Source organism: Ruegeria sp. AN11, assembly GCF_056536005.1.
The window spans coordinates 2,792,519-2,817,807 of the sequence record NZ_JBQFJD010000001.1; the positions used below are offsets into that span (position 1 = coordinate 2,792,519).

24 protein-coding genes are annotated in these 25,289 nt (G+C 53.9%); 16 read left to right on the forward strand and 8 right to left on the reverse strand.

Going from position 1 to position 25,289, the window contains the following annotated elements; translation table 11 throughout:
• Positions 1-86: 86 nt before the first annotated feature.
• Both ACR3EQ_RS13775 and ACR3EQ_RS13780 read right to left on the reverse strand, forming a co-directional pair.
• A complete protein-coding gene (locus tag ACR3EQ_RS13775) occupies positions 87-440 on the reverse strand; it encodes an antibiotic biosynthesis monooxygenase (protein WP_170547276.1) in 354 nt (117 codons plus the stop codon).
• Between the two features lie 96 nt (positions 441-536).
• Positions 537-1,298, reverse strand: coding sequence for an IclR family transcriptional regulator domain-containing protein (locus ACR3EQ_RS13780; protein WP_170547279.1), 762 nt, complete (start codon positions 1,296-1,298; stop codon positions 537-539).
• A 70-nt stretch (positions 1,299-1,368) separates the two neighbouring features.
• Between ACR3EQ_RS13780 and ACR3EQ_RS13785 the strand changes: the two genes are divergently transcribed.
• Genes ACR3EQ_RS13785 through ACR3EQ_RS13795 form a run of 3 tightly spaced genes read left to right on the forward strand, consistent with a single transcriptional unit; the run spans position 1,369 to position 3,554 of the window.
• Entirely contained in the window at positions 1,369-2,724 is a 1,356-nt protein-coding gene (locus ACR3EQ_RS13785) for a selenium-binding family protein (protein ID WP_170615115.1), read from the forward strand.
• A complete protein-coding gene (locus ACR3EQ_RS13790) occupies positions 2,721-3,086 on the forward strand; it encodes a 2Fe-2S iron-sulfur cluster-binding protein (RefSeq protein WP_010437915.1) in 366 nt (121 codons plus the stop codon). Before ACR3EQ_RS13785 ends, ACR3EQ_RS13790 begins: the two co-directional genes overlap by 4 nt.
• A gap of 3 nt (positions 3,087-3,089) precedes the next feature.
• Positions 3,090-3,554, forward strand: a complete 465-nt coding sequence (locus tag ACR3EQ_RS13795) for a CoA-binding protein (protein WP_170615114.1) — start codon at positions 3,090-3,092, stop codon at positions 3,552-3,554.
• 247 nt (positions 3,555-3,801) lie between these two features.
• Here ACR3EQ_RS13795 and ACR3EQ_RS13800 read toward each other — a convergent pair whose 3' ends face one another.
• The gene (locus tag ACR3EQ_RS13800; RefSeq protein WP_170682824.1) at positions 3,802-4,650 is read right to left on the reverse strand and encodes an ankyrin repeat domain-containing protein; all 849 of its coding nucleotides are present in this window, start codon (positions 4,648-4,650) and stop codon (positions 3,802-3,804) included.
• Positions 4,651-4,904: 254 nt separating this feature from the next.
• The gene (locus ACR3EQ_RS13805) at positions 4,905-5,486 is read right to left on the reverse strand and encodes a TetR/AcrR family transcriptional regulator (RefSeq protein WP_480490940.1); all 582 of its coding nucleotides are present in this window, start codon (positions 5,484-5,486) and stop codon (positions 4,905-4,907) included.
• A 137-nt stretch (positions 5,487-5,623) separates the two neighbouring features.
• Here ACR3EQ_RS13805 and gntH point away from each other — a divergent pair, with 137 nt between their 5' ends.
• The 3 genes from gntH to ACR3EQ_RS13820 all read left to right on the forward strand — a co-directional run bounded on the left by gntH (position 5,624) and on the right by ACR3EQ_RS13820 (position 9,902).
• A complete protein-coding gene (gntH, locus tag ACR3EQ_RS13810) occupies positions 5,624-6,805 on the forward strand; it encodes a guanitoxin biosynthesis MBL fold metallo-hydrolase GntH (RefSeq protein WP_480490942.1) in 1,182 nt (393 codons plus the stop codon).
• A 9-nt stretch (positions 6,806-6,814) separates the two neighbouring features.
• Entirely contained in the window at positions 6,815-8,626 is a 1,812-nt protein-coding gene (locus ACR3EQ_RS13815; protein ID WP_480490943.1) for a hypothetical protein, read from the forward strand.
• Between the two features lie 160 nt (positions 8,627-8,786).
• Entirely contained in the window at positions 8,787-9,902 is a 1,116-nt protein-coding gene (locus ACR3EQ_RS13820; RefSeq protein WP_480490945.1) for a HupE/UreJ family protein, read from the forward strand.
• 317 nt (positions 9,903-10,219) lie between these two features.
• Here the strand turns inward: ACR3EQ_RS13820 and ACR3EQ_RS13825 are convergent, their stop codons facing one another.
• Together ACR3EQ_RS13825 and ACR3EQ_RS13830 are read right to left on the reverse strand one after the other, a co-directional pair.
• Positions 10,220-11,437, reverse strand: a complete 1,218-nt coding sequence (locus ACR3EQ_RS13825) for an HlyD family secretion protein (protein ID WP_170613854.1) — start codon at positions 11,435-11,437, stop codon at positions 10,220-10,222.
• The gene (locus ACR3EQ_RS13830; RefSeq protein WP_170613811.1) at positions 11,434-11,814 is read right to left on the reverse strand and encodes a hypothetical protein; all 381 of its coding nucleotides are present in this window, start codon (positions 11,812-11,814) and stop codon (positions 11,434-11,436) included. Before ACR3EQ_RS13830 ends, ACR3EQ_RS13825 begins: the two co-directional genes overlap by 4 nt.
• Positions 11,815-12,211: 397 nt before the next feature.
• Between ACR3EQ_RS13830 and ACR3EQ_RS13835 the strand changes: the two genes are divergently transcribed.
• The 5 genes from ACR3EQ_RS13835 to ACR3EQ_RS13855 all read left to right on the forward strand — a co-directional run bounded on the left by ACR3EQ_RS13835 (position 12,212) and on the right by ACR3EQ_RS13855 (position 16,534).
• Entirely contained in the window at positions 12,212-13,219 is a 1,008-nt protein-coding gene (locus ACR3EQ_RS13835; RefSeq protein WP_170613853.1) for an AraC family transcriptional regulator, read from the forward strand.
• A 143-nt stretch (positions 13,220-13,362) separates the two neighbouring features.
• Complete coding sequence (locus ACR3EQ_RS13840) at positions 13,363-13,653, forward strand: hypothetical protein (RefSeq protein WP_170613852.1); 291 nt, start codon at positions 13,363-13,365, stop codon at positions 13,651-13,653.
• A 399-nt stretch (positions 13,654-14,052) separates the two neighbouring features.
• Positions 14,053-15,435 (forward strand): cytochrome ubiquinol oxidase subunit I, encoded by a 1,383-nt coding sequence (locus ACR3EQ_RS13845; RefSeq protein ID WP_480490947.1) that lies wholly within the window; start codon positions 14,053-14,055, stop codon positions 15,433-15,435.
• The gene (gene cydB, locus ACR3EQ_RS13850) at positions 15,435-16,436 is read left to right on the forward strand and encodes a cytochrome d ubiquinol oxidase subunit II (RefSeq protein ID WP_480490949.1); all 1,002 of its coding nucleotides are present in this window, start codon (positions 15,435-15,437) and stop codon (positions 16,434-16,436) included. The genes ACR3EQ_RS13845 and cydB overlap by 1 nt, the downstream gene beginning before the upstream one ends.
• Positions 16,433-16,534 (forward strand): DUF2474 family protein, encoded by a 102-nt coding sequence (locus ACR3EQ_RS13855; RefSeq protein ID WP_480490951.1) that lies wholly within the window; start codon positions 16,433-16,435, stop codon positions 16,532-16,534. The genes cydB and ACR3EQ_RS13855 overlap by 4 nt, the downstream gene beginning before the upstream one ends.
• Positions 16,535-17,355: 821 nt before the next feature.
• On the opposite strand, the gene ACR3EQ_RS13860 is transcribed toward ACR3EQ_RS13855, so the two are convergent.
• Both ACR3EQ_RS13860 and ACR3EQ_RS13865 read right to left on the reverse strand, forming a co-directional pair.
• Positions 17,356-17,988: a tyrosine-type recombinase/integrase gene (locus ACR3EQ_RS13860; RefSeq protein ID WP_170682752.1), complete on the reverse strand. Its 633-nt coding sequence runs from the start codon at positions 17,986-17,988 to the stop codon at positions 17,356-17,358.
• A 104-nt stretch (positions 17,989-18,092) separates the two neighbouring features.
• Positions 18,093-19,256 carry a tyrosine-type recombinase/integrase gene (locus tag ACR3EQ_RS13865; protein ID WP_480490953.1) on the reverse strand — a complete coding sequence of 388 codons (1,164 nt, stop codon included), beginning with the start codon at positions 19,254-19,256 and terminating at the stop codon, positions 18,093-18,095.
• A gap of 804 nt (positions 19,257-20,060) precedes the next feature.
• Between ACR3EQ_RS13865 and ACR3EQ_RS13870 the strand changes: the two genes are divergently transcribed.
• The 5 genes from ACR3EQ_RS13870 (at position 20,061) to ACR3EQ_RS13890 (ending at position 25,282) form a co-directional block, all read left to right on the forward strand.
• The gene (locus ACR3EQ_RS13870; protein WP_170612573.1) at positions 20,061-21,407 is read left to right on the forward strand and encodes a substrate-binding protein; all 1,347 of its coding nucleotides are present in this window, start codon (positions 20,061-20,063) and stop codon (positions 21,405-21,407) included.
• A gap of 103 nt (positions 21,408-21,510) precedes the next feature.
• Positions 21,511-22,542, forward strand: coding sequence for a branched-chain amino acid ABC transporter permease (locus ACR3EQ_RS13875; protein ID WP_170612576.1), 1,032 nt, complete (start codon positions 21,511-21,513; stop codon positions 22,540-22,542).
• 3 nt (positions 22,543-22,545) lie between these two features.
• Entirely contained in the window at positions 22,546-23,751 is a 1,206-nt protein-coding gene (locus ACR3EQ_RS13880) for a branched-chain amino acid ABC transporter permease (protein ID WP_170612578.1), read from the forward strand.
• A gap of 10 nt (positions 23,752-23,761) precedes the next feature.
• On the forward strand, positions 23,762-24,517 hold the full coding sequence (locus ACR3EQ_RS13885; protein ID WP_170612580.1) for an ABC transporter ATP-binding protein: 756 nt from the start codon (positions 23,762-23,764) through the stop codon (positions 24,515-24,517).
• A 9-nt stretch (positions 24,518-24,526) separates the two neighbouring features.
• A complete protein-coding gene (locus ACR3EQ_RS13890) occupies positions 24,527-25,282 on the forward strand; it encodes a branched-chain amino acid ABC transporter ATP-binding protein (protein ID WP_170612582.1) in 756 nt (251 codons plus the stop codon).
• The last annotated feature ends 7 nt before the right edge of the window (positions 25,283-25,289 follow it).

Consider the following 25,289-nt stretch of genomic DNA (forward strand, 5'->3'; position numbering starts at 1 on the left):
CGAATGACCGCATCGAGTCCAAAGCGGACCAGCACCAAAACCCGTAATGTTCTCGCACGGACGAAAATTTCAAACGCTGGTCAATTTTACCATAGTAGCAGGCTTGCTTTTTGCGCCTCGAAACCTTTTGGCGTCGGAAAAAGCGAGCGCATCCTGGCAACAAGTTCGATCTCACCATCCAGCATCTTTCGGACAGTGGTTAACCAGTTATTGAAGGTTTCAGATTCCCAATGATCTTGGACCGCGGCTTCGTTCCTGAACACTTCGTAGAAATAGAAACGATTTGGGTTTGTTTCATCCACCATAATATGAAACTGGAAAACTTCGGGTTCTTCACTGACAACATTTTGCGCTTGGAAGATGCTGGCGTCCAAAAAGGGCTGCCGATATTCAGGTTTTACGTTGATCACGAAGAACCCACCAAACATTGCATCGTCCATATTTGTCTCCTTCATTGACCTAAAAGCGGCGAAGGTCGCAAAACACACCTGTCCTGCTGGAAGGCGTTAACCTACAGCACTGCGATACCCATGAACCTAAGCGGGTATCCTTTCTTTATCTGCTTCACCCCATCCTAGCGCGCGTGCAAGTTCGTGTGACATTGTGGTAAGTGTATGGCCAATCTTTTCTCGCTTTGAAGGTGTAAACACCCGAAGAGACGCCGTAGCGCCGATTGAAAGCGTCGCACCAACACCTGTCTTAGTCAGTGTTGTTGCGACAGAACTGATCCCGCGCTCGAGCTCTTCAACACACATAGCATACCCTTTGGCTCGAATGACATCGAGTTCCGCGGCCAGTTCCTTAGGGTCTGTAATCGTGCGATCTGTGTACCGCTTAAGCTGTCCATCCAATCTGTCTTGAGACAGCAGCTCAGGCGACACGGCGGCGATTGCCTTGGCGCAAGAGCACGCATGCATTGGTCGTTTGCCCATACCTGGATGAAGAAAAGACACGCCCGTCTGCGGTGTCTCCACATGAATAATCTCAACCCAATGGCCCCGTAGCCGAGACAAAAAAAACGCAGCGCCATAGTCATTCGCGGCGCCAGAGAGGACAGGCGCAATCACTTGCAAAAGAGCGGGATCAGAGTGATCGCTCAACGTGATACGCTTTAGCCTGGTCCCAATCGCGAACTCACCTCGGGTTGGTGATTCAAGGAGGCCGGATGAAACAAGGTCTTGAACCAGCCTGTAGGCCGTCGGTTTAGGTATATCGGACTGGGCGCAGATATCCGCTACGGACGCACGTCCTTTTTGACCCACGATTTCCAAAATCAGCGCTAATCGTTCGAGATGCATTTTTCTCACTTTATGATAACTAAGTTTTCGATATACGATACAATTTAGGGAATCAAGGGAGGAGCACTCGATGGATGGACAATGCTGTGGACCGGGCTTCAAGAGTCCGCAAGAAGCCATTAAAGCCCCCCGAGAAAAGCTACTCTACACGATCGCTATCTACACCGGGACAGGGATCCAGAAACCTGATTACCTTGCTACAGTGGATGTCGACCCTGACAGCCCGACCTATTCTCAGGTAATCCATAGGCTGGAAATGCCGGGGATTGGGGACGAGCTTCACCACATGGGGTGGAACGCCTGTTCGTCCTGTCACGACGACGGCTCGATGTCCCGCAAATACCTGATCCTGCCGGGCGTACGCTCTAACAACCTTCACATCGTTGATACAGCCACTGACCCGCGTGCGCCGCGGTTGCATAAGATCATCAACGGGGCCGAGATCAAGGCCAAGGCAGATTTGTCGGGTCCGCATACGGTGCATTGTTTGGGCTCGGAAATCATCATTTCCTTCCTTGGAAATGCCAAGGGTGAGGCTCCTGGAGGCTATCTGCATCTCGACAAAGAGTTCAACATCGTCGGTCGCTGGGAAACCTCGATGGGCGATATCAAGTTTGGCTACGATTTCTGGTACCAACCGCGCCACAACGTGATGGTCAGTTCCGAATGGGCTGCGCCCAATACCTTCATGCCGGGCTTCGATCTGGAAGAAGTGGGACATCTGAAATATGGGCGGGAACTGCATTTTTGGAATTTCGAAAAGCGCGAACCGGTCGAAAGCTTCTATTTGGGTGAAGACGGGCTGTTGCCACTGGAAGTCAAGTTCCACCATGACCCCGACAGCACGCATGGGTTCTGTGGCGCAGCTCTTTCGACCAATGTGATCCATTGGTGGCAAGACGATGCTAAAAAGTGGCGGTGGGAAAAGATCATCGACGTGGAAAACGAGATGCACCCCGAATGGCCGATCCCGTTGCCGGGGGTTATGTCGGCGATCCTGATCTCGATGGACGACAAATACTTGTACCTGAACAATTGGCTGCATGGAGATATGCGCCAGTATGACATCACCGACCCGCATAATCCCAAGCTGACCGGCCAAGTGTTTATGGGGGGCCTTTTGGGTAAAGCTCCGATCGTTAACGATGTCGAGGTCGCGGGTGGTCCGCAGATGTTCCAGCTCTCTCTCGACGGACGAAGGCTTTATGTCACGACCTCGCTGTTCTCGACTTGGGATAACCAGTTCTATCCCGAGATCCGCGAAAAGGGCGGGGTTATGGTGATGATCGATTGTGACCCTGAAAACGGTGGTATGAAGATCAACGAGGATTTCATTGTGGACTTTGGCAAAGAACCGAATGGTCCATCGCGCTGTCACGAGAGCCGGTATCCGGGCGGTGATTGCACAAGCGACATCTGGCTATGACTATGTATACCGTGACGATCGCGAACAGAGATGGCGCGCAATACTGTGTGGATGCGCGGCGTCCACTTCTGGAAACGCTGAGAGAACAGGGCGTCGACTTGCCTTTTGGGTGCAAGTATGGCGGCTGCATTACCTGCGCGGCAAAACTACAGACTGGCGCGATCGATCAACGCCGACAGGTTGCGCTGAATAATCGGCAAATCGCGAACGGCTATGTGATCCTTTGCGTGGCACGTCCGACATCCGACATCACGCTTGAGATCGGGGTCGAGAGCCATGACAAGCTGTACCGCAATCCGTTTCTCGACCCTCTCAAACCCCACGAACTCAAGGCTGACATTGCGACGCCGAAGGAAGGTTAACCGATGCCCGAAGCAGATATCGACCGCATCTACGATTACGACCCCAAATACCTCGCCGAAATCCTGCAGTCGGTTAAAACCATTGCAATGGTGGGGGCTAGCGCGGACAAAACGAAATTCAGCTATGGCGTTCTGCGACAGCTGAGTGAAATCGGCTATGATATTCTACCGGTGAATCCTAACCCGAATATTTCGGAAATTAGAGGGCTCAAGGTCTACCACTCGCTGGAAGAGATCGAAAAACATGTTGATATGGTAGACGTTTTTCGCCCGAAGGAAGAGTTTTATGCCTTTGCCGAGAAGGCTATCGCAATCGGGGCAAAAGTTCTTTGGGGTCAAATCGGTGTGTACGACGACCAAGCAGCGCAACTCGCCGAAGCGGCGGGCCTTAAAGTCGTGATGAACCGATGCCCCAAGATTGAACTCTTCCGCCCTTTTTGGAAGCCGCGCCTGGACCTAAAGATATGATGGAAATTCGATTGGTAGCGGCCTCCTCAGCATCCAATGAGGGTGCAAATTGAGATATTGCGCTTACGGAAGATAAGACCAGTAATCCTGTCACTCTACACAACCGCCTAGTCTAAAAACAAAAATGTCCGATTTGTTCGGAGAACCAAAGGCCGCTTTGTCCGCAAAGCAGACGCCCAACGAGCTCTTTTTGATGGCTGCTTCTGACCTCACCAACGCGTATCCTACGCTCAATTTCGATTGGTTGTTAAGGCAATGCGACCGGGTTTTCATCGAGTGTCCGGAGGTAAGAAATCAAGTCTGCGCGATCCTGATCAAACCAAACTCCATCTAAGTCCATCTTTGTTCCCGGAATGTATTCTCGTGGACGCCCAAGAAACGAGTTGAGATTGTCGTAGTCCCAGACACCTGAAGTCGCTGAGAAAGCCGTCGAGTACTCGTAGCCATCGTACGAGCCAATGGTGCGCCCGAGAACCCCCCAAAGTGGCGGACCTTCATTGGCTTGAACTTGCCCATTGTTCTCCAGGCTGTGACAGGCTTTGCAGGCACCTGCCAGAGTTTCTCCTCGGCCCCTATCGGCATTACCAATCAAGTGCTTCACACTAGGGATACTTGTACTTGTAGGTACGCCAGCATCCAATAGCATGGTCACGATTTCGTCGTGCCCACGCAACGAGGCGAAATGCAGTGCTGTCCCAAGCCAAGGATCCACGACAGTTGGATCAGCACCGGCTTCCAAAAGCAATCGAACAACTTCTGTGTGTCCGTTGCTTGACGCAGCATGGATTGGGTATGCAAAAGTTTTTTCGTACTCAGCATTGGGAAGAGAGTAGTTTGGGTCGGCCCCAGCCTCCAACAGGGCCGTGACCACGTCTGTACGACCGAACCGAGATGCGACTACGAGTGGTGACGAACCTTCAAAACGAGCGCCTGTGGTGCTCGGCAGATCCACCGGCACTCCTTTTTCGATTTCTGACATAACTTTTGCGACATCGCCTTTTCGAGCCATCAAGTGGATCATTTCAGCGGAACTTGTCGACATGGTGGCGCATAGCGCAGCCACCCCCGCGAGAAATGTTTTCCAAGTTCTGTTCATTGCGGCATCCCCCCGGTTGTGGGAGCCTTAATACCACAACTAGTCGTCAATTTCATTTCTTGCAAAGAGTGGCCGCTTTGTCCGCAAAGCAGACTTTGAGCGATTTTCCCCAAATGACCGATATGCGGACGAAGCGGACCTTGATGGTCACATACTGAACGTCGGCATCTGGCATTGTTGCGTGTGATCTTCCTACAGTGCAATTTGAAACTGGCGGTCCGTTTCGAGCAAACTCACAATGCCGGACAATACTTTTATTCTATCTTCTTCTTTCCGACAAGAATTGCATGTTCCCGCTCTATAACCTTTTCCCAATCGCCTCGCGCTTTCAGACCGGTCGAGGAGTCACCCATCAGCGAAGTAACCATCAATCTTCCACGCGCTTTCGCCTCTTCTTTCGAAAACCCGGCCTGTTCAAACATCCAGGCGGCGAACTGGAATCGTTTGCCGATGGTTCTTTGATACGCCTCTCTTACTTTCTCATCGGTATTCGCCCACACTGAGACAGCGTGATCTGGCAAGGCGGCGTTCTCTTCTATGACCTTTTTCATAAGAAGAAGAATGCGGTCTTCCGGGGGACCGCCAAATGTCTTTGCCTGTGCGATCACTTTGTCAGTCAGTTCCTGCTCCCAATATCTGAGAACCTCATCCAAAAGCTCACGGACGTTCTTGAAATGCCAGTAAAAGCTGCCGCTTGTCAGGTTCAGTCGCTTTGCCAATGGCACGACCTTTATTGCGGAAACGCCGCCCTCATTGAGTACGTTGTACGCTAGCAATATCCAGTCTTCTTTGGTCGCGGCGTTTTTTGGTGAGTTGCGAGTGATAGATTCTGACATTCAGATTACAGCATTCTTTATTTGACATAGAGCAGTTTATGGACTTACCGTAGAGATGTCTATGGTGAACGAGAGACTCACGGTTTCGTGTTCTCTTACGAGGCTTCGCTTTGAAGGGGGGATCAATGAATAACTTAATGAAAACCGCAGCCGGTACATTGATGGCATTAGGCGTGACACTGGCTGGCACTGCCACGGCCCAAAACGCCTTGCCGACGGGTCGGAGTGCCACTGAAATCGAAAACGGTGTATATCCCGCGTCTTACTTTCCTAACACTGAAATCCTCGGCGAGGATGAAATGCGTATCACGGCATTGGGGACGGGTATGCCTAACCAAACCAAGGCAGCCGTTTCGATTTCGTTTTATGTTGAACTGGGGAATGGAGACGTTTTCCTGTTTGACGTGGGCACGGGTGCAACTGGAAACTTGTTTTCGTTGCGACCGGATTTTGCAAAAATCGACAAGGTCTTCTTCAGCCATTTGCATGTCGACCACGTTGGAGATTTCATGGGCCTCCACGTTGGGGGGTGGCTTTCAGGCAGATATACCCCGCTCCGCATCTTCGGCCCGTCCGGATCAGAAGATGAACTGGGCACTAAAGCCTATGTTGATGGCATGTCCAAAGCTTACGCCTGGGACTTGGCCACGCGAACGGGCGCGCTGCCGGATGACGGCGCCAAGCTTGAAGTCACTGAATTCGATTACATGCAGGAAAACGAGATCGTTTTTCAGGAGAACGACGTCACGATCCGGTCTTGGCCTGCTATCCACAGCTTAGATGGCTCGGTAAGTTATTCTCTGGAATGGAATGGACTGAAATACGTCTTTGGCGGAGATACTTACCCAAACAAATGGTATGTAGAATATGCCAAAGGTGCGGACATCGCTTCTCACGAGGCGTTTCTTCCACCTGATGCTTTGGCCCCGTATTTTGGCTGGGACATGAAACAGGCGACGTATGTAGCTACGCGCGTTCATACCGAACCTGCGGCCTTTGGCAAAGTCATGTCTGCGGTCGAGCCGCGTATGGCCCTCGGATATCACTCTGTTCTTTCACCAGAAAATTATCAGGCGATTTTGGAAGGCGTCCGTTCGACTTACGATGGGCCTCTGACGCTCGCGCTAGATCTACAGGTTATCAACGTGACCAAGGACCAGATCGTTGTTCGGGAAGCGAGTGTTGATGACTATGCGTTGCCACCCGCTGTGAGCGATGAGTACATCAATGCCCCGCGTTCAAAAGAAAAAGAGCCGTCCGACAAAGTCAACGCGGGAAAATGGGAGGGTTACACGCCACCGCCAATGCCGGATAACTAACCTTCAGGGGTGAACAAAATTCCGATCTGGCAGTATCTGTACCGAGTATTCCTGACGCTGAGCCTGATGGCCTCAGGTGCACAGGTCGTTTTGGCGGATGTCGTTCTGACAAACGGGTCAGAAGTTGCCCCCAATATTGCTGTCTTTCATGTCAAAGATGATGCCGTCTACGTCGACCTTGAGATCTATGTCGAAGATATTCCGTTGTTTGCGGATATGTTGCCAATAGGATGGTCATCAGATTTCGTCGGGGGTGAGCCGGAGGCTGAACAAGAAACCAATCAAGGTTATGCGCAAGCCGAAAGCCGTGCGCTTTCGATTGTTGGGAGCGACGAACGGACCCTAAACGCTGAAATCAGAAAGATAGAATACCGAACGCGCAAAGATAGGGCCTCGCCGCTTGCAGGTCAGCGCGATCCATTCTCGGGTCAAATAGTTCCCAGCCCGCCAAAAGATTCGCGTGTTCTCTTCGTCGAACTGTTCTTTCCGTTTCAAAACTCAGTTCCCAAGGAGCTGACTATAGTGCCTCCATCGCGGGATGGAGAACCGCTGGTGACTATTGGGATGCAGGTTTTTGACCGTGAGGTTCCGGTCACGGATTTCAGTTTTTTGTCAAAGCCGGCAGAGTTAAAGATTCACTGGCCTGATCCGTGGGATAGCCGCTTTTCTGCTGAAAGCCTGAATCGAAAAGCTCAGGACGGGACGTCCACCTTTCTTTACATCGAACCTCGTGAAGTTCGGCATGAAACGCTGATCCGCTTGCGTGAACTGGCGCCTTGGATTGGTGAAACTTTCGAAGTGGGGCAAACGCTTTCACCACAGCGTAGCGCCTTGATCGAAAACTGGGCGGCGTCCTTTTTGGCTTCTCGTAACCCGGTGTCAATTGATGGCAAATTAGTGCAACCGTCAAACGCTACAGCAAAACTCTTGGAGCTCACATCGCAGGGTTTTCAGGTTGTCCAGCCCGGAAAGCAAGTGTCCGTGAACAATGCGTTTATCGGAGCCATCCTGTCTTTCTCTTCGTCGGACCTTCCCGATCAGGTGACGGTCACATGGGATATGTTTGACGAGGAAATTTCCCGCGTTGCGACCATTTCAAACGATATCGCCGGGCCATTCTTTGGAGCTTTGACACCAGCAGACCCTCAGTTTCATTGGCAGAACCACTTGCTCAAATACGAAAGAGCATCTGTTACTCAGATTCCAGTTGAGCATCAGACACGGCAGAACCCGGCAATGACTTTGATCTCCGGGATGATCAGTGCCGCCTCACTTGGCTTTTTCCTGCTGTGCAAGGGCAAAGTTGCAAAGCGTGCCAGTTGCGTGACTATGATTGCCGCTGCTTCGGCAACGTTTGTATTTTCGGGATATTTGCCGGAATTACTCTGGAATAAGCCAGAGCCCCCTGAGCAGCAGGTTGCGGAAGACATACTGCGCTTGATGGTCGAAAACTTGACCACGGTGACGCTGGAAACTTCGCCGGCAGCAAGAAAGGCAGAGCTGGCCCACATTGTAACGGCAGCATCTCTTGGCGACATCGCAACAGAGGTAGAACGTGGCCTCGCAATCCGAACGCCAGGTGGCAGTCTTGCTACGGTTACTGATATAAGAGACCTGAGTTTAGAGCGCGTTGACCCGACCCTCAAACCGGGTGGATTTAGCACTCTGGCCAAATGGACAGTGAAAGCCCAAGGCGGTCATTGGGGGCACGCCCATATGCGCGCCGTTACGTTTCGGGTGCTGGCCGAGGTGATACCTGAGTCAGGGCAATGGAAGCTGGATGGATTGACTGTAATCGAGGCTCGCGATCCAAATGCATAGGTGTTTAAGGCCAAAGTTTTTTGCTTTCGGAGCTCTGTTTGTCGGTGTGTTTTTGTTACTGACGCCGTCAGCCTCGGCCCATTTTCTGCTTAACCTCAACGTTCGAATTTCCCATGTCGAGCATTCCGAAGATGGTCTGCGTGTCTACATCCGTACGCCTATGCCTTATCTGGTTGCAGACAAGGTCGGTGATCAGAATGGTGATGCCTTGCCGAAAGCTGCACCATTCACGACTAATGCCATGAGCGACGATCAGTTGGTCCACTTTGTCGACTTGCAGGCTGTCATGAGCGAACCTAATGGGCTGGGGCAATTCGCTGAAGGTGGGTTGCATCTGTTGGTCGACAATCAGCGCTTAAGAGGAACTGTTAAGTCCGTTCGCTTGCATCGCGTTGGAAATGAGCCCGGATTTGCAACTTTGGCCGAGGCTCAACTGGCAGTAGACACCGAAACGGCCTTAGCGCCACCGCTTTATGTAGGTGACACGATTGTTGATCTTGTCCTGTATTATGACACTATCGGCCCGGTGCAATCGTACAGCATTGCTAGCGTGCTAGACCCCGGCTTGCCGGATCAGGACCAAACGGCCAACCTTATTCTCGACTACGCGTCAGACACACCTCAGATTTTCCGATCTCGGGGTCTGATGACTGAACCATTGGTGATTCAGAAGAAGGGGTATGGAGGATTCCTCAGCTTCGTCTGGGAAGGCATACGACATATCCTCGAAGGGTTGGATCATGTTTTGTTTGTTGTGTGTTTGGTCATTGGAGCGCAGACCCTCAGGGCGCTATTGCTGCGTGCAACCGGTTTTACCGTTGGGCATAGCGTAACGCTGTCGCTGGGGTTTTTCGGGTTTATACCATCGGGCGCGTGGTTTGTTCCTGCCGTAGAAACCGGGATCGCGCTATCTATCATTTTTGCTGCCGTCGCAGCGTTTATGAGTTTTAAGGACAGCGCGCGCTCTGAGGTCACGATGGTGCTTCTGACAACGCTGATTGGCCTCTTGCACGGGCTTGGGTTTAGCTTTGTGTTGCACAAGATTTTGCAGGTTGCATCCCCAAACATCTGGCAGAGCTTGCTTGCATTCAATCTTGGCGTCGAGCTTGGCCAGGTCGCCATTATTCTTGCGCTCTGGCCTGCCTTGATAATGTGTCGACGCGTGAACTCCAGTTTGTGGATGTCCCTACGAGTGGGCTTAGCCGGTGGATGCGCGGCTATCGCCTTCTTCTGGACCTTTCAGCGAGTTGCCGAGGTTTACTCCACGCTGGCTTAAGGTCATTGCGATGGCGCGTGCCGTGATGGCCGCCTGGGAGAAAAGCGCACATTCGGCTGTTCCGTAGCATAAGACAGATTGGGCTTATACCGGTCAGTCAGTGAATTCTGCTCAAAGTCTACTTTGCAGTCAAAGCAGCCGATAGATTCACACAGCACATTGCAGACTAGTCTCCGCTAAGATTTAGGCGACCTGCATTAAGCCAAGCCGTCACATAACTCGCATTTATTTGACGTGCGATCTGTCTGCAAATTGTCGAAACGGCTCCCAACATTTGTTGGGAGCCCCAATTTTTGAAAATGGATGGAGTTGGAAAGTCAGGCGTGACCACCACCGATCAAGCCGATACCCGAAGTCAGACCGAACCAAGCTTTAACCCGTAGACCGACCGCCTTGATGATACCCATGGCCTGAATCCCGTGGGCGACAAGTGTTCCTTCCATTTCGCCTTCAAAATTGGTGGTGTAGGATTGTACAATGCAACCGCTACCTGGAACCAAAAGTTCGCGGTGCTCTGGGTGCACCAGATCGAGATGCACAACGATCTGACCCCGTTTCGCCTTTTCACTGGGCTCAATCAGGCGACCGCTAGGCGCTAGCTGACCGGAAGAAATCTGCTCCTGAATACGTACGATCCTTGCAGGAAGAACGGTATTGCGCATCGAGATGTTGAAGTTGCTTTCGCACGCCACCTCTGCGGCCATTCCCTCGTACAGTTCGGTGCGAGAAACCTGCGAGAAACCAGCAACGATGCGTCCTTTCTCTGCATCTTTCCGATCCGGTACAATCAGCATTGCGGGGCTCATCGCTGCTTGCGCTGCGCGCGAACCGACATTCAGGGTGACTTGTTCAACAACGCCGTCGACAGTGCTGTGTGTCAAAGTCTTGGACAGCTCGACCTGGGCCTGCTTCAGCGACGCGCGTGCTGATGCAAGCTGGGCCGGAAAAACGGCAGTCGCCTGCACCTGAGCCACACCAAGTTGCGTTTCCGCAGCCTCAACCTCTGCTTCCCGAGTGCTCAAGGTAGCTTGGGCGCGTTCCAACTGGCTCACTTGAAATGCTGCAGAGCCCTTTGCTTGAAGTGCCTCGTGATCCATCAGCACCAGCTCAGCCTGTTCTCTGGCGGTAACTGCGGCATCCACCACGGCCTGAGCAGTTTGGACCTGCAATTCAGCTGCCAGTTTCGCGCTTTCTATCTCCTCAACTTTACTGGTTGCAAAATCTACTGCTGCTTGTTCCGACGCATTCTCGACTGCAAACAGCGGATCGCCCGGTTCTACACGATCACCGCCCTTTACGTAGATATCTGTTACTGTTCCACCGTTCTCGGCAACGACCGGAACAGTTCTGAATGGCACAAGACCAGTGTAAGATTTGGGGTAGTAGTAGAAAACTGCGAAGAACACGATCAGTGCCAGGACGAACCACATGAAAAGCGCTCGGTGAACGTTGTACAGAGTGACCGGTAGCCCGCGCCACTTCAGATAGATCACGCGCAGTACAAACGGAAAGGATGTGACGAGCAGTTCGATCATTTCACCAACTCCTCATTCGACGGGCGCCACCACAACATAAAGTCGCGGGCGATTGCGGTCAGGATTAGGGCGCCCGGCAGTAGATTGCTGAAGTGGCTGAGGGCCGGCATCAGCTCATACGCCAAAGCTACTGTAAGCATCGTCGGAATAGTTGTACGCAGCGGAGTGCCGATTGATTTGTGTTCGGTGTAACGTTCAAAGCGCGCATAGAGGTGAACGACCAGCAGGATCGCAAGGGCGAGAACGACCAAGCCGACCCATGCATAGGTGTCGGTTTGATTGGGCGCGACCCACCATCTGGGATCGCCACCAGCGGCAAAGGCCGGAGTTGAAATGACGCCAACTAAGGGCGCCATCAGGAACGCGGGTGGTTTCATGTTTCAGGTCCTTTTGTTGCGCAGCCAAGCTGCGCGTGTAGGTTTCAAGTGTCTTGAGAACGTCAATTCTCGGTTGGTTGTTGTGTGGTTTCTGAGGGCTGTTCCTGCGGGGCGTAGGGTGGATCCCAACGACGTCCGTTCGGTGTTTTCTCGCCAAGTGGCGCACTGTGTAGACCGTGGATATTTCCCCCGGACCACTCTTGCTTGGCGGAATTTTGGATTGCCTTCAGTACGCGGTAGTACCTTGCGAAGTAGATCATGGTCGTTTCCTTTCCGATGACCGGGACCTAACCGTCATCGCGCCTGCGATCCTGAGGGTTCTGGACATTTGTTATTGGCTTCTGGACAATTCCAGTAACTGCAGGGAGTTGCGTGCAAGTCAGGGGAGGACGTAAGAATGCCACGCATCAGCGCTTACAGACTGCAAAACGTTGGGCTGCGTTATTCGCAAGAACCCGGAGCGCGCATTCCGTTTCCTGAGGTCTTGGAGATGGCTGGGGTGCCCGTTGATATCGGCAGCAGCCCAGACGCCACCGTCGAGCTGCTTCATGAGGCGGGTACAGTCGAAACTGCGTGCCGGGTTCTGGAAGACAAAACCTTTGCAGCTCGCGTGGGGCTGTCGGCACAGGGTCCTGGTACCCTTCTGGCTTACATCGTGCGGGCGGCCGAAACGGTGGAAGACGCGCTGGCTTTGACGCAGCGCTTTTATGCAATGCAAGACCCCGACCTGCGCCTGGACGTCGTAGGAGCACCTGGTGAGCCAAGGATTACGCTGGAAAGCAATGTGATCCCAGCACATCAATACCCGCGCCACCGCGAAATGCTGATCTTCGGCCTTTATAAACGCGTCAAACAGATCACCTCGGGTGGGCTTGCCCCGATCTCGATTGAACTGGAAACGGACGATACCGAGCATTGCAAGAAGTTGGCCGAACTTGCTGGCTGTCCCGTCGAAGGGCTCAAAGCCGGATATGCCCTGGCCCTGCCCCCAAACGGCATGAGTTTTCGGATCCCGACTGCGGACCCCACGTTGTTGGGGCATTTGCGTCGGCACGGGGAAGAACAGCTGAAGGCTCAACCCGGTGCCGTCCGCAGTCTGTCCGACCGCATTATGGACATGCTCGGGGAGCGTCTTCCTGGGCCGATACCAAACGGCGACGATATAGCCGGAGAGCTTGGCTTGACGCGACGCACCATGACCCGGCACCTGTCTGCCGAGGGAACAAGCTTTAAGGCTCTTCTGGAAGGTGTGCTGTGCGACCTGTCCAAACGCATGCTGCGTAGCGGTGAAGGTGTTGCCCGCGTAGCCTTCATGCTTGGATTTGCGGATCAGGCCGCCTTTTCGGTGGCGTTCAAGCGCTGGACAGGTGAAACGCCTGCCAGATTCCGAAAAGCTGGCCGCTAGAGGGACTGGCGCCGGGGGTCGAAAGATGTCCAATATCCACAAAACCTTGTCCCGCTTCCAAAAGAAAGCGTGCCATAGGGTCACCTAGTTCACTGGCACACAGCAGCCGCAGTAGTTGCTAACCCAGAACAAGGATGAACCCTATGAAGACCTCGAAAAAACTCTTTATCGCTCCGATCTCAGGCGCGCTTCTGATCACCATGGCGGCCTCAGCTCAAGCTGATTACGTCACCGACAAAGCCATCAAAGGCGCAGTTGTCGGCGCCACCGTGGCCGGTATTGCCGGTGAAAGCATCGTAGGTGGCGCGGCAGCCGGTGCTGCGGTTGGCGCCGTTGGCGGCGCGATCCAGAAGGACAATTTCGAAGATGCGCGGGACGAAGCACAAGAGCGCCGTGACGATTTCAAAGAAGACCGCAGAGACTGGAAAGACTGAAGCTCGACCGCCAACGAAACAGAAATAGGAGAAACACAGCCGAACAGACCTGACTGGTCAGCATGCGCTGCTAGCATCCAGACGCAGTTTGACTGACCATCCCGCACAGAACTCGCACAGTTTCTGATAGGTTGCCATTCGGCTCGAGAAACGAGCCGGGTGGCAACTTTGTTTTGGACCCTCAAATGTCGCACGTTTGCGGAAGCAGCGGTTCCGAACTTCAGTCGCCAATCTCGCCCCCGGTTTTGTCCAAAACCCAAAAACAACCGTCCAGAACCCAAACGAACTGAAACCGGCACCAACCCAAGTCTGGCTCACCTGAATGACATCGACGAGTCGGCAGTCTAGGTACTTCTGTTCACTGCCGCACTTTGCAACCCAATGCCAAAGGACACGGCAATGAACCTGTTGACAAACTTCGACGCAGAGACCCTGGCACGCATCCAGTTTGCCTTTACTGTGTCGTTTCATATCATCTTCCCGGCCTTTTCCATTGGCTTGGCAAGCTTCTTGGCCTTTCTCAATGGCCTCTGGCTATGGCGCAAGGACAAGGTCTACCTCAACCTTTTCAACTACTGGAAAAAGATTTTCGCCGTAGGCTTTGCCATGGGTGTCGTCTCTGGCATCGTTATGTCCTACCAGTTCGGCACGAACTGGAGCGTATTCTCGGACACCGCAGGTCCCGTAATCGGACCCTTGATGGCCTACGAGGTCATGACGGCCTTCTTTCTCGAAGCTGGGTTCCTCGGCATCATGCTCTTTGGTCGTGAACGCGTCGGTCCCGGTTTACACATGATGGCCACGGCGATGGTCGCCCTCGGCACTCTGATTTCGGCTACGTGGATCTTGTCGGTCAATTCCTGGATGCAGACCCCGGCCGGGTTCGACATCAACGAACTGGGGCAGTTCATTCCCGTCGACTGGTGGTCGATTGTCTTCAATCCGTCTTTTCCCTACCGCCTGACACACATGGTTCTTGCCGCCTATCTCACCACTGCTTTTGTGGTAGCCGGGGTTGCGGCCTGGCACCTGCTACGCCGCAATCGCACGGCGGAGGTCACCCGAATGTTCTCGATGGCAATGTGGTTGGCCGTTCTGGTTACCCCTCTGCAGATCGTCGCGGGCGACCTTCATGGTTTGAACACGCTGGAGCATCAGCCGCAGAAAGTAATGGCGATGGAGGGTCACTTTGACAGCCATCCCGAAGGTGCGCCGCTGATCCTGTTCGGTATTCCAAACGAAGATGAAAAGCGCGTGGACTATGCCATCGAAATCCCGAGACTATCATCGCTGATCCTGAAACATGATCCCAAAGCGCCGCTTGACGGGCTGGACACTATTCCTGACGACGAAGAACCCCCGGTTGCGATCGTCTTTTATAGCTTTCGCGTCATGCTCGCTATTGGCTTTGCCATGCTGAGCGTTGGCTTGTGGTCGCTTGTTCAACGGGTTCGCGGCCGCCTCAACGAAGATCGTTGGTTGCACCAGACATCCGTTCTTTTGGCACCCAGTGGGTTTGTGGCGGTGCTGGCCGGTTGGGTCACCACCGAAGTGGGGCGCCAACCCTACACGGTGTATGGGCTGATGCGGACATCGGACTCACTCTCACAAGTGGATGCACCTACAGTTGCCGCATCTCTGATAGCCTTCATCGTCGTATATTTCGCGGTTTTCGGAGCAGGCACGTTCTACATGCTGCGCCTCATAGGAAAACCACCTGTCGAAGGTTTCCAGCAAAGTCACAAACCCATTGAAATCTCTACTTTGGCGGAGGCAGCGTAATGCTTGAACTTTCGACAATCTGGGCAGGTATCATCGCCTTTGCTGTTCTGACTTATGTGATCTTGGACGGGTTCGATCTTGGAATTGGAATCCTCTTCCCATTCGCGAAAACCGACAAAGATCGCGATGTCATGATGAACTCGGTCACGCCTGTATGGGACGGGAACGAGACCTGGCTGGTCATGGGCGGCGGAGGGTTGTTTGCTGTTTTCCCGATGGCTTATTCCGTGGTGATGCCCGCTATCTATTTGCCCGCTATCGTGATGCTTCTTGCGCTTGTCTTCCGCGGTGTTGCCTTCGAATACCGCTGGCGAACCGTGCGCGGGCGCTGGCTGTGGGATGTTGCGTTTCATGGGGGGTCAACCGTAGCCGCCCTCTGCCAAGGCATCGCGCTTGGCGCTCTGGTTCAGGGTATCCCTGTCGAGGATCGGCTGTACGCAGGTGGACAGTGGGATTGGCTGACGCCGTTCTCTGTCTTGACGGGTGTGGCCTTGGTGATCGGGTATGCCTTGCTGGGCGCGACCTGGCTCAATATGAAAACAACGGGCGGAATACAGCACCAGATGCGTTCCTATGCACGTCCACTGATGCTCATGACGCTCGGGTTGATTGGCCTCGTTAGTCTTTTGACCCCGTTCCAAGATCCAATCTACCTGATCAGATGGTTTTCGTGGCCAGGTATTGTTTTCGCTGTGTGTGTGCCGGCTGTTGTTGCTCTCATTGCTTGGATGCTTGATCGCAGCCTGAGGGAACAGCGAGACTATCAACCCTTCTTCTGCGCGATTGTCTTGTTCGTCGTCTGCTTCATTGGCATTGGGATCAGTTTCTATCCCTATATGCTACCTCCAAGCCTCTCGATTGCTGAAGCCGCCGCGCCGGACAGCAGTTTGGCCTTTGCTCTGGTCGGAGCCGTCGTTCTGTTGCCCATAATCCTGGCCTACACCGCCTACACGTATTGGGTTTTCCGCGGAAAGGTCGATCCAGAGGAGAGCTACCATTGAAACTGTTAAAGCAAGTTTTCTGGTTCAGCGCGATCTGGTTCGGCAGCGTCTTTTGCCTGGGGACTGTCGCTTACGTGATCAGGTTGCTCATCACCTGAAATGGCGAAGATACCAATGCGCGCGTCGGCATGTCCAACTCGCGCAAACATTAGTCCAAGAGCCGAAAGAAACCCCGTTCCAGCTTACCAGATTCCCAATAACACGCGGCTTGCTGGGTCGTCTCATATCTAACAATTCAAAGGGGCTATGATGCTCTCTCGTCCAAAATCAATGTCCTTGCAGTGGGATCAGATCGATCCGGCTCTGCCCGCTCCACCTAAGCAAAAGAAACGTGGCGCTAGCCGCTCGTCTGGCATGTTGCCAAAGTTGCTAACTGGTCTCCTTGCTGCAGGGCTTGCGACCTTCGTTCTGATGCCCTTCACCTCAGCCCTTACAGGAACTGTCACGAAAGACCTGTCCCCCATTGTGGACATGTTACTCGTCCTGCTCTCTGCGCTTGTCGTTTTTGCTTCCACAGCCGCAATAGTACTGAAAGGATCAACGCTTCGGGCCGTCTTCGGCCGAGGATTGACCTCTCTCGGCGCAGCGCTAATAATTTCGCCTGTGGGGCTATCGGTCCTGTTCACACTATACCTTCAAGAATGGATATCTATCGTAGCAGACACATCTATCGAACAGGCGGGAAGAACAGCGATATCCCTGTTTGGCGGAGTATTCGTTGCCAATGCCCTCGCAATGGGATTGGCGTCTGGATGTTTATCTCTTCTACTTGGGACTAGGCTAATGCAAAATCGTCCAAAACCACTCTTTTCACCTTAGGCGAGTGAACTTCCGCTTTGGGCTCGAAGCGGAAGATTAACGGGAGATTCCGAAAGTCTGCTTGGGAGCGGCGAGCGGACGATCCCGCCCGCCTAAAAGGTTAAAGATCGATGCGTTCGGCAATACTAAGCGCGTCTTCAAGCTCGACGCCAAGGTAACGCACCGTACTGTCCACTTTGCTGTGACCGAGCAGAAGTTGAACGGCACGTAGGTTTCCGGTCTTTCTGTATATCAATGCCGCTTTGGTGCGCCTAAGCGAATGCGTGCCGTAGCTGGTCGGATCGAGACCAATCGCTGACACCCATTCCCGGACAAGCCTAGCGTATTGCCGGGTCGAAAGATGCGGCAAAGCATGCATACGACTTGGAAACAGATACCGTTGTCCATGCATATATTGAGAAGAGACCCATTGCGACACGACTTCACGTGTATTCTCCGTCACTTCAAATTGCACTGGCTTCGCAGTTTTACGTTGAACAACGGATACCCGATCGCGAACAGAATTGCCGACGGCGAGATCGTTAACCCTCAGGCGGACGAGATCGCACCCGCGCAACTTGCTATCGATGGCAAGATTGAACAATGCCAGGTCTCTCAGCTTGTTTGCAAGTTCGAGCCGAGCGCGAATGGCCCAGACTTGCTTTGACTGCAATGGCCGCTTCTGTCCGACTAGTCTGCCTTTGTTCCAAGGCGGACGACGCGTTGTGACAACGGGAAGTAGAGATTTGGACATCTTAGATCTCCGTCCATTCCCTTCCGTCCCAAACATCGACACTGTGCCGACAGCTGCAGTCTAATTGCCGCTCGCGTGTCTTCAGCACAGGAAATTCTCAGGTTTCAGGAACTGCCACCGCTGACCTTCTTACCCATCACATCCGCTGCCTGCCGCAACGGGTCATCTGCGAGATGCGCGTAGCGTTGCGTGGTAGACGGGTTCGTGTGTCCAAGCAATCGACCAACTATAGGCAGACTCAGACCGCTGGAAACGAGATGCGACGCATGCGTATGCCGATTGTCGTGGATACGGTAGTCTTGAAGGCCTGCTGATGTAGTGACCGAGCTCCAAAATTTCTTCAGATCTTTGTACGGTTGGTCCGGAGAGCGTCCCGGAAACAACCAACGACTTTCAGGAGATGCCCCTGCTTTCATTGCCGCAAGCAAATCACAGGTTGCTGACGAAATCGGCAGGTGCTCTCGTCGCTTTTGCTTTGTGTGGTGCGACGGCTTTGTCCAGACCGCGCGGTCCAAATCGAAGTCTTCCCATTTTGCCTTCAGCACTTCGCCGATCCGTGCGCCTGTCAGGAGCTGCAGGCGAATAGCGTTCGCTGCAACCTGATTTGGATGCTCTGACAGAGCCACCAAAAGTCTTTGCAGCTCACCGTCTGACAACCAGCGGTCCCGCTTTTCCTCGGGGAACTTTTCTATGCCGCGCGCCGGATTGTCAGAACGCTGACCCCAGCGCACAGACAGTTCAAACATTTTCGACATAAGCGCCAGAGTGCGATTGGCTTGATAGGGCGTATCACGCATTTGATTGTGAAGCTTCTGAACATGCTGATGCGTCACTTCAATGACTTTAAGATCCCCAAGCTTGGGGAGAATGTATCTGTCCAGCATTGACCGATCATTCCGAACGCTACCGGGACGTTTCTTCGGTTCCGCATGTTCGGTCATGTATTGCGTGGCAAGTGAGTTCACCGTTGGTGAATGCCTTAGGCTTTGAGCATCGGCGACAGGATCTGCGCCACGTACCACGTCAGCAAGAAGCGCGCGTGCTATTTCGCGGGCGGTGCCCAAAGACAAGGTCGGCCCATATCGCCCAAGTGTCTTGCGTTTCGACCGACCGGTTTGTTTGTTGCGATATTGAACTAAGAAGCTTTTGACGCCGGTCGTTTTCACGCGAAGTCCAAAACCCGGCAGACCGTCGTCCCAATATATCGTGTCCCGGTTTGTAGCTGAAAGGCGATCGACACTTGATTTTGTTAATCTGACGTTGGGCATATTGGTCTCGAACGGCTTGGGTAAGCACAAGGTAAGCAAAGTGCGGAGAATTGGGAAGGGTCTTATAGAAACCTATGCACGTTAAAACTTTTGTTATTTAAGAGAATATACTGTTCAATCGAATTGGCTATAATGCTATCGAAAATGGGATAATAAGACTTTTAATCAGTGGGTCGCAGGTTCGAATCCTGCTCGGCTCACCACTTTTTCAAAATCAGGCCTGCACGCAGATGGCTGAGGTGAAGTTGAAACCCGGTCGCTCCGCGTCGTGAAAGCCAGCTTCCGAAAGTTCACGCCTTTGGTCTTGATCAAGCCCTGTTTCCCAAACTCCGAACTCGTAGTGCCCAGCTTTCCTTTCGATTTGAACGGCATCCGAGCCATATAATCCGCCTCGAATTTGAATGCTGTGTGATACCTATCTTCTTCGATTGACCCTAAGTTTTTGTCATTATCCGGCGGGGGTGTGCCAGCACCTCTCTCAGAATTCAGCCATGATGACATCAGTTCAATTGGCATTTTCCCTCAGTAATGGCTCTCTGAATTTGTAAGAGTCCGCGTCAGACGGCTGTCACTGCGGGAATTCACATCTAAACATCTGAAGTTCATAGTTACTGTGACAGTGCGCTTCTGAAATTTTTCAAGATCGCCAATTATTCGTAAATTTGTTTACAAAATTTTGTTTCAAATCCAGTTATTTATTGTGAAATTTTCCACCCGCTTTCCATTATTGAAATGCACATAAGTGCGCTTTCGTCTGCTGGAAGAGGAGCCAGACGGCGAAAGAAAGGGAAATGGGAGGAATTAATGACCAACAAATCTGTCACACGCCGCGGCGTGCTGAAGTCTGGTGCCGTTGCAGGTACCGGTCTGGCCCTGCCTACGATCTTCACGGCTTCGTCGGCTGCTGCTTTTACCAACGAACCGACGGGGTCATCCGTCACTTTGGGCTTCAATGTCCCACAAACCGGGCCTTATGCCGAGGAAGGCAATGACGAACTGCTGGCGCAACAGCTTGCGGTCGAGCATCTGAACGGTGAGGGTGATGGCGGCTGCCTGAACACCTTTACGTCCAAGGCACTGAAAGGGAACGGCATCCTGGGCAAGAAGGTCGAGTTCGTCACCGGCGACACGCAGACCAAGTCAGACGCCGCACGCGCATCGGCAAAGTCGATGATCGAAAAAGACGGCGCGATCATGATTAACGGTGGTTCGTCCTCGGGCGTGGCCGTTGCCGTTCAGGGTCTGTGCCAGGAGGCAGGCGTGATTTTCATGGCGGGTCTGACCCACGCCAACGACACGACAGGCAAGGACAAGAAAGCCAACGGTTTCCGCCATTTCTTCAACGCATACATGTCGGGCGCAGCACTTGCACCCGTGCTGGCAGCGGAAATGGGCAAGGAACGCCGCGCCTACCACCTGACGGCCGACTACAACTGGGGCTGGACCCAGGAAGAGTCGATCGTCGCATCGACCGAAGCCTTGGGATGGGAAACGGTCAACACGGTCAAGACACCACTCGCGTCAACGGACTTCTCGTCCTACATCACGCCGGTTCTGAACTCGGGCGCAGACGTTCTGGTCCTGAACCACTACGGCGGCAACATGGTGAACTCGCTCACCAATGCGATCCAGTTCGGCTTGCTGGACAAGGTGGCCAACGGCAAGGACTTCAAGATCGTCGTGCCGCTGTACTCGGAACTGATGGCCGCCGGTGCGGGCGAGAACATCAAAGGCGTGCTGGGTTCGATGAACTGGAACTGGCAGCTGCAGGATGAAGGCACCAAGGCCTTCGTGAAGTCCTTTGGCGAAAAGTACGGCAAACCTCCGTCCAACTCGGCACAGACCTGCTATGCGCAGGTTCTTCTCTATGCGGATGCCTGCGAGCGTGCGGGTACTTTCAATCCGTGCGGTGTTGTTGAAGCTCTGGAAGACTTCGAGTTCGATGGTCTGGGCAACGGTCCAACCTGGTATCGCGGTGCAGACCACCAGTGCTTCAAGGACGTGCTGGTCGTTCGCGGCAACGAGAACCCGACCAACGCTTACGACACGCTGGAAATCGTCGAGATCACGCCGCGTGCGCAGGTCGAGTACGATCCGGAGCATCCGATGTTCGCCGGTGGCGCACTCGGAGAATGCAACCCGGGCGCGTAAGCCCCTGTGTTTGAGTCTGGCCGCCCCATCGGCGGCCAGACATTCGCGGCAGGGCTGATCCTGTCGCACCACACTCCACACTGACCAAGCCTGAGGTGGGCCAATGGACGCCATCCTACTGCAAATCCTGAACGGTCTGGACAAAGGCTCGGCCTATGCACTGATTGCCTTGGGACTGACCCTTATTTTCGGAACGCTGGGCGTTGTGAACTTTGCCCACGGGGCATTGTTCATGATCGGGGCGTTCTGTGCCGTAACCTTGCAAAAGCTCATGAACCTGAGCTTCGTGACCATCGACGAAACCCAAACCGACTTTCTGGGCAACCCGCTGAAGGTCGAAACACCCTATGTCGAGGCCTGGTTCGGTCCCGAGTTCGGCGCGACGATCATCGACTGGTCTGTTCCGCTGGCCATCCTGTTCGCGATCCCGATCATGCTGTTCGTCGGCTATGTGATGGAGCGCGGGCTGATCAAGCATTTCTACAAGCGCCCCCACGCGGACCAGATCCTTGTCACCTTTGGTTTGGCGATCGTGTTGCAGGAAATCGTGAAGTATTTCTTCGGCGCCAACCCGATCCAGACGCCGCCGCCCGACGCACTCAGCGGCTCTGTCGACCTTGGCACAATGATCGGCTTCGATCCCAACGCGATCATCTATCCGATCTGGCGCCTGGTTTACTTCGGATTTGCCGTCGCCATCATCGGTGCCGTCTTCTCATTCCTGCAGTTCACGACCTTTGGCATGGTTGTCCGCGCCGGAATGGCCGACCGCGAGACGGTGGGCTTGCTGGGTATCAATATCGACCGCCGCTTTACCATCATGTTCGGCATCGCGGCCGCTGTGGCTGGCTTGGCCGGTGTAATGTACGGGCCGCTCAACCCGCCAAATTATCACATGGGGATGGACTTTCTGGTCCTCAGCTTTGTTGTGGTTGTTGTCGGCGGCATGGGTTCGCTGCCCGGAGCGGTGCTGGCTGGCTTCCTGCTGGGCGTTCTTGAAAGCTTTGCCTCAACGACCTGGGCCACCACAACAATCCCCGGAATCAACCAAATCATCATCTACCTTATTGCCATTATCGTGCTGCTGACACGCCCGCGCGGGTTGATGGGACGCAAAGGCGTGATGGAGGAATAATCGATGTTGGGACTGAACAAGAAAGACACCAGCCTTCTGATCATCGTCGGCCTTCTTACCCTGCTGGCCCCCTTCATCCTGAACCCGTTCCCGGAAGGCAGCGCCATGGCGCAGTTCAACGCGGGCTATCCGGACCTGATGCAGCGCTTTGTTATCTTTGGCATCTTTGCCATCGGGTTCAACATCCTGTTCGGTCTGACCGGATACCTGTCCTTCGGTCACGCGGCCTTTTTGGGCGTGGGGTCGTATTCGGCCGTGTGGATGTTCAAGCTGCTGAGTTACAACATCATCCCGGCCATAGCGCTCAGCGTAGTGGTGGCAGGGCTATTCTCGCTGCTGATCGGCTTTGTCAGCTTGCGCCGGTCCGGCATCTATTTCTCGATCCTGACGCTGGCCTTTGCACAGATGAGTTTTGCGCTGGCCTATTCGGTGCTGTCGAACCCCAAGTTCAACCTGACAAACGGGGAAACCGGTCTGCAGGTCTATGCCGACGATCCCCAAATTCTGCAGGGGGCCAACGCGCCGGATCTGCCACACTTGTTCGGCCTGCCGATGCGCGCGACCTACACGATGGATGTCGGCGCGTGGAGCTTTGACTTCAACGCGGGCTATTACCTGTGTGCAGTAATCATGATGGTTGTGTTTTATCTTTCGATCCGTATTTTCCGCTCGCCTTTCGGAATGATGCTGCGCGCGGTGAAATCGAACCAGCAACGGATGAACTATACCGGCCTGAACTCCAAACCTTACACCCTGGCGGCCTTTGTCATCTCGGGCATGTACGCTGGCCTGGCCGGTGGTCTGATGGCGGCAATGGATCCGCTGGCAGGGGCCGAGCGGATGCAGTGGACCGCCTCGGGCGAGGTTGTTCTGATGACCATTCTTGGCGGCACCGGCACCTTGATCGGTCCGGTTCTGGGCGCTGGATTCATCAAGTATTTCGAGAACATCTTCTCGAAGATCAACGACAACGTCCTGCACAGCTGGTTCGCCTTCCTTCCCGACGGGCTGGAGGACGCGGTGGTGTTCCTGATCCATCCGTTCATCGGCAAAGGCTGGCACCTTACGTTGGGCATCCTGTTCATGCTGGTGGTGATCTACCTGCCGGGTGGCCTTGTTGAAGGTGGTCAACGATTGCTGAACCGCTTGAAGCGCAAGAAATCGGGTACCGACGATGCGCCGTCGGGCAAAACGGAACCGGCGGAGTAAGGGGCGGACCATGGCAATACTAAGAGTCAAAGATGTCAGCAAACGCTTCGGTGGCCTCAAGGCGCTGACGGATGTGAACCTCAATGTCGAGGAGAACACGGTTCACGCAATCATCGGACCCAACGGGGCGGGCAAGTCGACCCTGCTGAACTGTCTGGTGGGCAAACTGATGCCGGACACTGGTTCGGTGCTGTTCGACAATAACTCGGTGCTGGGGCTTGAACCCTTCCAGATCAACCAGATGGGCATCAGCCGCGTGTTTCAGACGCCGGAGATTTTCGGCGAACTGACGGTGATGGAAAACATGCTGATCCCGATCTTTGCAATGCGGGACGGCGCGTTCCGGATGCACGCCTATGAGACCATTGCCAACGAAAAGGCCATAGTCGAACAGGCCGAGGCGATGCTGGAAGAGATGAACATGGCCGACAAGCGCGAGATGCACGCTGCCGCACTGTCGCGTGGCGACAAACGGCGGTTGGAGATCGGCATGTGCCTCAGCCAGAATCCCCGACTGTTGCTCCTGGACGAACCGACGGCGGGCATGGCGCGGGCCGATACCAACAACACGATTGATCTGCTGAAGCAAATCAAGGACGAGCGCGACATCACCATCGCCATCATCGAACACGACATGCACGTGGTTTTCAGCCTGGCCGAGCGCATCACAGTGCTGGCGCAGGGCACGCCCCTTGTTGAAGACACTCCGGAAAATATCCGCGGAAACCCCAAGGTCCGCGAAGCCTATCTCGGCGAAGCTGCGTAAGGAAAAGCTATGAACGAGAAACCTGACTTCTCAAAAAACGCCAATTTGGCCAGCACTGCGCCTGCATTTCTCTCGGTGTGGGACATGCACTCCTACTACGGAGAAAGCTATATCGTGCAGGGCGTCAGCTTCAACGTGCACGAAGGCGAAATTCTTGCCCTTCTCGGGCGCAACGGTGCAGGAAAGACTTCGACACTCCGTTCCATTGCCAGAGTGGGCGAGCCGGAAGTGCGGCATGGCGAAATCTGGCTGGACCATCAACCGCTCCACAAAATGACAAGTTACCAAGCGGCGGCGGCTGGCCTTGGTCTGGTGCCTGAAGACAGAAGAATCATCCCAGGCCTGACTGTCGAGGAAAACCTGCAGCTTGCGCAGATTGCGCCGCCAATCGGCTGGTCACTGGACCGGCTTTACGAGTTGTTCCCACGACTGGGCGAGCGCCGGAAACAAGAGGGAATAACCTTGTCGGGCGGTGAACAGCAAATGTTGTCAATCGCCAGAGCCTTGGCCAGAGACATCAAGGTCCTGCTTCTGGATGAACCTTATGAAGGTTTGGCCCCGGTCATCGTCGACGAAATCGAAAAAACGCTGATCCACGTCAAGCAGCAGGGAATGACTACGATCATTGTCGAGCAGAACGCAGTTCGTGCTTTGGAATTGGCGGACCGGGCCATTATCCTGGATACGGGAACCATCGTATTCGACGGCACCGCCAAAGAGGTGCTTGAAGACACCAATCTTCGTGAAGAGTATCTGGCGATCTAAATTTGCC

What these genes read in the sequence shown, in the direction of transcription:
- ACR3EQ_RS13835 (WP_170613853.1), top strand. Translation starts at nt 12,212, where the DNA reads ATGCCACGCATCAGCGCTTACAGACTGCAAAACGTTGGGCTGCGTTAT.
- ACR3EQ_RS13800 (WP_170682824.1), bottom strand. Translation starts at nt 4,650, where the DNA reads ATGAACAGAACTTGGAAAACATTTCTCGCGGGGGTGGCTGCGCTATGC.
- ACR3EQ_RS13790 (WP_010437915.1), top strand. Translation starts at nt 2,721, where the DNA reads ATGACTATGTATACCGTGACGATCGCGAACAGAGATGGCGCGCAATAC.
- ACR3EQ_RS13840 (WP_170613852.1), top strand. Translation starts at nt 13,363, where the DNA reads ATGAAGACCTCGAAAAAACTCTTTATCGCTCCGATCTCAGGCGCGCTT.
- ACR3EQ_RS13885 (WP_170612580.1), top strand. Translation starts at nt 23,762, where the DNA reads ATGGCAATACTAAGAGTCAAAGATGTCAGCAAACGCTTCGGTGGCCTC.
- cydB (WP_480490949.1), top strand. Translation starts at nt 15,435, where the DNA reads ATGCTTGAACTTTCGACAATCTGGGCAGGTATCATCGCCTTTGCTGTT.
- ACR3EQ_RS13880 (WP_170612578.1), top strand. Translation starts at nt 22,546, where the DNA reads ATGTTGGGACTGAACAAGAAAGACACCAGCCTTCTGATCATCGTCGGC.
- ACR3EQ_RS13805 (WP_480490940.1), bottom strand. Translation starts at nt 5,486, where the DNA reads ATGTCAGAATCTATCACTCGCAACTCACCAAAAAACGCCGCGACCAAA.
- ACR3EQ_RS13875 (WP_170612576.1), top strand. Translation starts at nt 21,511, where the DNA reads ATGGACGCCATCCTACTGCAAATCCTGAACGGTCTGGACAAAGGCTCG.
- ACR3EQ_RS13870 (WP_170612573.1), top strand. Translation starts at nt 20,061, where the DNA reads ATGACCAACAAATCTGTCACACGCCGCGGCGTGCTGAAGTCTGGTGCC.
- ACR3EQ_RS13890 (WP_170612582.1), top strand. Translation starts at nt 24,527, where the DNA reads ATGAACGAGAAACCTGACTTCTCAAAAAACGCCAATTTGGCCAGCACT.
- ACR3EQ_RS13795 (WP_170615114.1), top strand. Translation starts at nt 3,090, where the DNA reads ATGCCCGAAGCAGATATCGACCGCATCTACGATTACGACCCCAAATAC.
- gntH (WP_480490942.1), top strand. Translation starts at nt 5,624, where the DNA reads ATGAAAACCGCAGCCGGTACATTGATGGCATTAGGCGTGACACTGGCT.
- ACR3EQ_RS13830 (WP_170613811.1), bottom strand. Translation starts at nt 11,814, where the DNA reads ATGAAACCACCCGCGTTCCTGATGGCGCCCTTAGTTGGCGTCATTTCA.
- ACR3EQ_RS13825 (WP_170613854.1), bottom strand. Translation starts at nt 11,437, where the DNA reads ATGATCGAACTGCTCGTCACATCCTTTCCGTTTGTACTGCGCGTGATC.
- ACR3EQ_RS13860 (WP_170682752.1), bottom strand. Translation starts at nt 17,988, where the DNA reads ATGTCCAAATCTCTACTTCCCGTTGTCACAACGCGTCGTCCGCCTTGG.
- ACR3EQ_RS13845 (WP_480490947.1), top strand. Translation starts at nt 14,053, where the DNA reads ATGAACCTGTTGACAAACTTCGACGCAGAGACCCTGGCACGCATCCAG.
- ACR3EQ_RS13775 (WP_170547276.1), bottom strand. Translation starts at nt 440, where the DNA reads ATGGACGATGCAATGTTTGGTGGGTTCTTCGTGATCAACGTAAAACCT.
- ACR3EQ_RS13865 (WP_480490953.1), bottom strand. Translation starts at nt 19,256, where the DNA reads ATGCCCAACGTCAGATTAACAAAATCAAGTGTCGATCGCCTTTCAGCT.
- ACR3EQ_RS13820 (WP_480490945.1), top strand. Translation starts at nt 8,787, where the DNA reads ATGCCTTATCTGGTTGCAGACAAGGTCGGTGATCAGAATGGTGATGCC.
- ACR3EQ_RS13785 (WP_170615115.1), top strand. Translation starts at nt 1,369, where the DNA reads ATGGATGGACAATGCTGTGGACCGGGCTTCAAGAGTCCGCAAGAAGCC.
- ACR3EQ_RS13780 (WP_170547279.1), bottom strand. Translation starts at nt 1,298, where the DNA reads ATGCATCTCGAACGATTAGCGCTGATTTTGGAAATCGTGGGTCAAAAA.